Annotated in this window: 4 protein-coding genes and 1 pseudogene; 2 read left to right on the forward strand and 3 right to left on the reverse strand. The window is 60.8% G+C overall.

Going from position 1 to position 5,898, the window contains the following annotated elements; all coding sequences use genetic code 11:
- Positions 1 to 150 precede the first annotated feature (150 nt).
- On the forward strand, positions 151 to 1,266 hold the full coding sequence (proB, locus tag NW834_RS13010; protein ID WP_414352179.1) for a glutamate 5-kinase: 1,116 nt from the start codon (positions 151 to 153) through the stop codon (positions 1,264 to 1,266).
- 86 nt (positions 1,267 to 1,352) lie between these two features.
- Here proB and raf1 read toward each other — a convergent pair whose 3' ends face one another.
- From raf1 to bcp, 3 genes are all read right to left on the reverse strand, one after another.
- Complete coding sequence (raf1, locus tag NW834_RS13015) at positions 1,353 to 2,456, reverse strand: RuBisCO accumulation factor 1 (protein ID WP_414419211.1); 1,104 nt, start codon at positions 2,454 to 2,456, stop codon at positions 1,353 to 1,355.
- 164 nt (positions 2,457 to 2,620) lie between these two features.
- Positions 2,621 to 4,567, reverse strand: a complete 1,947-nt coding sequence (locus tag NW834_RS13020) for a serine/threonine-protein kinase (protein WP_414419210.1) — start codon at positions 4,565 to 4,567, stop codon at positions 2,621 to 2,623.
- Positions 4,568 to 4,693: 126 nt separating this feature from the next.
- Complete coding sequence (gene bcp, locus NW834_RS13025) at positions 4,694 to 5,158, reverse strand: thioredoxin-dependent thiol peroxidase (RefSeq protein ID WP_011432174.1); 465 nt, start codon at positions 5,156 to 5,158, stop codon at positions 4,694 to 4,696.
- Between the two features lie 99 nt (positions 5,159 to 5,257).
- On the opposite strand from bcp, the pseudogene NW834_RS13030 reads away from it, so the two are divergent.
- Positions 5,258 to 5,898, forward strand: a pseudogene (locus tag NW834_RS13030) (RNA-guided endonuclease TnpB family protein); the annotation flags it as partial.

Consider the following 5,898-nt stretch of genomic DNA (forward strand, 5'->3'; position numbering starts at 1 on the left):
TTTAAAGGGCGTCGGCTACGGTCGGCGCTATCCTTCCCTGCCCTGAAGGACGGGGCTTGCCGCGCCTTTTGGTCAATACAGCTGCGTCTTGACTCCGCTATGGTGGCGCTATGGTGAATAGAGGGGTGGGAGGATGGGTTGAGAGCGGCGATGGCAACAACAGACGTGACGGTGGTGGTGAAGATCGGCACCTCCAGCCTGACAGATACTCAGACCGGCTTGTTGCGTCTTTCGGTGTTGGGGCCGCTGGTGGAGGTGCTGACCCACCTGCGCAGGCAGGGGTATGCGGTGATCTTGGTCTCCTCTGGGGCGGTGGGGGTGGGCTGTGCTCGCCTTGGCTGGCGGCAACGACCGACGGCTATTGCCGAGAAGCAGGCGGTGGCTGCGGTGGGACAGGGGCGGTTGATCCGCCTTTACGATGACCTCTTCTCGGCTCTGAACCAGCCAATTGCCCAAGTGCTGCTCACCCGCGGCGATCTGGTGGAGCGCAGCCGCTACGTGAACGCCAATCGCACTTTTGCCCAACTGCTGCAGATGGGGGTTATTCCCATCGTCAATGAAAACGACACGGTGGCAGTGGAGGAGCTGAAATTCGGCGATAACGACTCGCTTTCGGCGTTAGTGGCCAGCATGGTGCAGGCCAAGTGGCTTATCCTGCTCACCGATGTGGACAAGCTCTATTCGGCTGACCCCAACCGAGATCCCTCTGCCCAGCCCATTGAGCGGGTGTTGCCCGGGATCCCGCTACAGGTGAAGGCCGAAGCCCAGGGGAAAAGCGGCTGGGGCACCGGCGGCATGGCCACCAAACTGACCGCTGCTCAAATTGCTACAGCTGCAGGGGTAACGGTGGTGATCACCAATGGCAAACGGCCTGAGCAGATCCCGGCAATTCTGGCCGGCGAGGCCATCGGCACCCGCTTTGATCCGGCTCCTCAGCCCGCCAGCGCCCGCAAGCGATGGATTGCCTACGGCCTCATCCCCGAGGGATCTTTGACTTTGGATGAGGGGGCGGTACGAGCGGTGTGCGAGCAAGGGCGCTCGCTGTTGCCGGCAGGGATCACAGCCATTTCTGGGGAGTTTGAGGCGGGGGCTGCCGTGCGCCTGTGCGATCCCAGCGGCCAGGAGGTGGCGCGGGGCCTGGTGAACTACAGCGCCGAGGAGCTGCGGCAGATTAAGGGCAAAAAAACTGCCGAGATCCCTCACATCCTGGGCTACGAAGGGGTTGATACTGCCGTCCACCGGGATAACTTGGCCTTGCTCAATTGAGGCCATGGGTGAGGCCATGGGGGCGAGTCCAGGCGCGGTGCTCTGCACCACTAGCACGAATGGCTACAACGGCGGGATCCCAACGCCTATTCTTCCAACTGCCAGGGATCCTGAGCCAGCACCTCATCGAAAACCCGCGGGGGGCGCACGGCCATCAGCACCTGGCCCAACAGGGGAGAGGAGGGCGAGTCTTCTATCCACTCCACCGCCAGGGATCCGGCCCGATCCACCAGGAAAAATCCCGCCATCTGAGCTCCCTCCCAAACCCGAGCGGCGCGATCGACCACCAGCAAAACCGGATCCTGTTCTTCACCGGCAGGCACCGGCAAACCCAACAGGGATCCCAAAAGCCGGTTTTCCACCTGAAGGATCACCGGATCCCCGGCCTTTTGAATCACCGGCCAAGCAGGCAAGGCCATCCAAGTCTGCTCCGCCGGGCTGTTGACCCAGCCAAAGGGCCCTTGCGGCTCGCTGGGGGGGATCCCTTCCCAGGCGGCAGTTGCAAGAGGCAGGGATCCGGCCACCGGCAGCAGTCGCGGCAGATCTTCTTCCAAGCGAAACACGGACAGCTTGGGCAAAACGCTGCGTTGGGGGCGGGAGCTGGTGGCAATCGTGGACAAGAGCTGCTCCACCTGTCGGCGGGCTGTATCACTGTGGACATACTGAAACGCTCGACCGATAGCCCGAGTTCGCTCCTGCAGATCGCGGGTTTGCTGGGCCGTCCGCCAGGCTTGATAGGCCACCGCATCGCCGGGGTGATCTGTAAACCCTTCCGGAAGCTGTTGGAGCTGGGCATAATTTTTCACGGCGCGGGCGATCTCATGAGCATCAGCGGCATTCAAATGGCGACTGAAGATAAATTCCGCCACCCGAACCCGATCCTGTGGAGAGAGAATGCGCAACTCGTAGAGGATATCGCTACCTTTGTGGGCAAAATGCTCCAGAACTGCTGGGCTGGCTCCTGCTTTGGATATCCCTTCGTAAACTTGGGCCGCAACGATGATCTGGTTTTGGTGAATGGGCTCAAACCCGGTTGCCTCGAAGATGGCCTGGGGAGTCATTTTCTGTCGTTGCAAAGCTTGACAGGCCTTGGCCCAATCCAGCCACCGGCCCTCTTTGCGGCGCAGCCGCTCTACCAACAAGCTGGGATCCTCCTCCACAGCAGCAGGTTCCGGCAGATACTGACTCATGCTTGTTCTCCAACAGGCTGGACAGATCACCACTCCCCTGGTCCACAGCCCAGCAGAGCTGGCCGGGCATCTGGCCAAACTTGATCTTCAAACTTGATCTTAGGGCTGATAGCGGTTCTGGCCGAGTCCGGTCGCGACAGCGGGACGGAGTCCTTGGCGAAACTCTAGATCGCTGGGTCGCACAGCATCACCTGGGAAGGCTGTCCACTCACCGGCAAGCAGTTCAGATCCAATTGCCAAAGCTGAGACAGGTGAGATTTCTCTGCTTTGGGCACCTGCAGCCAAATCTTGCCCCTTTGGCCCACCTGCAACACCTGTGAGCCGTTAGGCACAGCTACTTGGGCCAAGGGATCCCCTTTTTCACTGTACAGCCAGAGGGAAGTGGATTGCTCGCCCTCTCGACACAGCAGCAGCACGCCCCAAGGGGCCTTGGCCATCTGGACAGGTTGCCCTTTCAAGAACCAGCGGCGCACCCGCAGCGGATTCACCTGCACCGAGTGGAGATAGGGGCAGCAACCTTGCTGGCCTTCCCTTCCCTCATCTGTTGCCGCAAAGAGCAACCGTTCTCCCAAGCTGATCACCCCCCCTTGGGGATCCAAGGGCAGGCGATGGCGAATGGGCTGGGATCCCGTCTGCAGAGACCAACCGGTTGCGACAGTGGGATGGTGTCCCTTGGGATAGGGCAAGAGGCTCATCTCCACCCACTGCTGCCCCACACCTGTCAACAAAACCAGATGCTCCGAGAGGGCCAGCAAGCGGGACAGGGATCCCTGCCAAGGCCAACGAAAATAGCAGCGGGAATCGGGGAAAGGCTGTGTTCCTGTCGACGTGGCCGGCTGCCATTGTACGGCCCCCAACTCTTGGGCGGTGGCCCAGACCAGCTCCTGTCGCTCTGCCAGCCAGGTGGCCTGCCAATCCTCCTCAAAGCTGAGCAAGGTGCGGATGCGGCTGGGGCTGAGGTGCAAAAGGCTGCTTCGGGAGAAGGCCAGGGCTTCCGGGAAGGTGTTCAAGGGCAGCACCGCCCGAATTGGCTCGTCCAGGGAAAAACGGGCCAAAGCAGGGGATCCCAGGGCAAGGTTCTGGAGCTCCAGCCATTCCAGCCTCTGGGGGGTCACCCGCAACAGCAGCGGGGATCTGGAGCCGCTGGGATCCTCGCAGATGCAGAACTTTTGCTCGGCCAGGAACTCCATCCCGCCAGTGTCAACAGAGCCCAGATCCGGCAGATCCCAAACCTGTACCCCAGGGGGCGGCCATCTGGGCAGGCGAGGGCCAACCCAACAACTGGCCGGCTCTTGCCACTCTTGGGCAACCACCGCCAAAGCCGACCGCATTTGGGCAGCAGTGCGGAACCGCCGCAAGGGCAACTTGCGTAGGGCTATCTCCAGCACCTCCCGCAGCGGGGCAGGGATCCCTTCTGGACAGACAAACGGCTGGTTGAGGTGGGCGTGCATCAACTGGCCGGGAGATCCGGAAAAAGGCCGTCGGCCCGTCAGCAGCTCCACCAGGATGATCCCCACCGCGTAGAGATCGGAAGCGGGACTGAACTGGCCATAAAACCGCTCCGGGGCCATGTAGGCAGGGGATCCGGTGGCGGTGATCTCATCGGGAAGAGGCTGGGAGTGGCGGGCAATGCCAAAGTCTGTCAGCTTCAGTTGCCAGCCCTGGGGCGTGGGCTTGAGCAGGATGTTCTCGGGCTTGACATCGCAGTGGATCACCCCCTGCCGGTGGGCATGATCTAACCCGGCCAAAATCTGATCCACAAAGCCCAAAACCTGCTTGACCGGCAGCCACAGCCCTTGCTCCACCTGGTCGATCAGCTCCCGCAGCGTGCCTCCCTCGCAGTACTCCAACACCAGGTAGCGACCTTCGCGGGCATGTTCGAGGGCGTAGCAGCGGGTAATGTTGGGGTGGTTGAGGGTGAGCAGATGGCGCAGCTCCCGCAGCAGATTTTGGGTGGGAAAGCGCTCCGCCGGCAGCTCCTTCAGGGCCACCAGGTCTCCTCCTTGACGGGGACGGGCACAGAATACACGCCCGTACTGCCCTTGGCCGGCCAAACCCAACATTTGGTAGCTGTCGTGAATCGACTTGAGGGTACGGCTGCGTCGGGACACGGCCCTAGCCCACGAGGAATCAATACCGGCACTTTACATCTTTTTTTGCTCTTTTCGTTCCCGTCTTGGCTCAGGTTCCAGAACAACGAGCCCAGCAGCAGGTCTGCCGAACTCCCACCGGAAAGCCTAAGAGCCGGTCAACTGCTTGAGCAGCTCCGCTGCGTGGGTTTCCACCTTGACCTTGGTGATAACGGCCTCGATCTTCCCCTCCGGATCAATAACAAAAGTGGTGCGGTGAATGCCGTTGTACTCTTTGCCCATGAACTTTTTCGGCCCATAGACCCCGTAAGCCCTGGCCACCTTGGCCCCCTCATCCACCAACAGGGGGAAGGGCAGTTGCAGCTTCTGGGCAAATTTTTGGTGGGAACGGGCATCGTCGGCGCTCACCCCCAAGATGGCGATGCCGTGGGCTTGATAGTCAGCGTAGGCATCCCGAAAGCCGCAGGCTTCTTGGGTGCAGCCGGGGGTGTTGTCCCGCGGGTAAAAATAGAGCACCACCCGCTGTCCCCGCAACTGGCTCAAGCTGATGGGATTGCCCTCGGCATCGGGCAGGGTGAACTCCGGAGCCGGATCCCCAACGGCAAGGGGCATGGGTGGGATCCCTCCTCAGCTTACTAGCGCAGGAGCCCCGCACTGTACCCGTAGGGTCAGTGTCGGGAGGAATGCGCTTTGATGAAGTACAATGAACTTATGAGCCAAGTCCTGACCATATCCTGCAAGCTCAAGGTGTCCCCGTCGCAAGCCGCCAAATTGGACGCGACGATGGAGGCTTTTGGCCAAGCCTTGAATTGGGTCAACCAGAACACGCCGGAGAAGATCGTCAATGCGGTCAAACTGCAATCCCTTTGCTACTACGAGATTCGAGCCCGATTCGGCTTGTCTAGTAACTTGGCCCAACAGGTCTGCAGACGGGTGGCCGGCGCCCGCAAAGTGGCGAGACAGCGCAACCGTCCAGTTAAAGAGTTCAAGCGTAGGTTCGCTACCTACGACGCTCGTATCTTCTCGTTCCGCGAGAAAGACTGGACGGTGTCGCTGACCACGGTGGAGGGTCGGGAGCGCTTTGAGCTGTCCATCGGCAACTACCAGCGTGGGATACTGGCGGGTTCCAACCCAAAAGCCGCCACGCTGGTCAAGCGGAAAGACGGCTCCTACTACATCCAGATTTGCGTAGAGGGAAAGCCACCCAAGCAGCAAGATGCCGACAAGGTGATCGGGGTGGACTTGGGGAGGACAGATATTGCCCATACGTCAGAAGGGGACAACTGGAATGGACAGCAGTTGAACAGAGTCCGAGACCACTACTCCCGGTTGAGGGCGGTACTCCAACGCAA

This window comes from Synechococcus sp. R60.1 (assembly GCF_047461835.1).
Lineage (GTDB): Bacteria > Cyanobacteriota > Cyanobacteriia > Thermostichales > Thermostichaceae > Thermostichus.

Excerpts from the sequence above, each read along its gene's own strand:
- proB (WP_414352179.1), top strand. The coding sequence starts at position 151 with ATGGCAACAACAGACGTGACGGTGGTGGTGAAGATCGGCACCTCCAGC.
- raf1 (WP_414419211.1), bottom strand. The coding sequence starts at position 2,456 with ATGAGTCAGTATCTGCCGGAACCTGCTGCTGTGGAGGAGGATCCCAGC.
- bcp (WP_011432174.1), bottom strand. The coding sequence starts at position 5,158 with ATGCCCCTTGCCGTTGGGGATCCGGCTCCGGAGTTCACCCTGCCCGAT.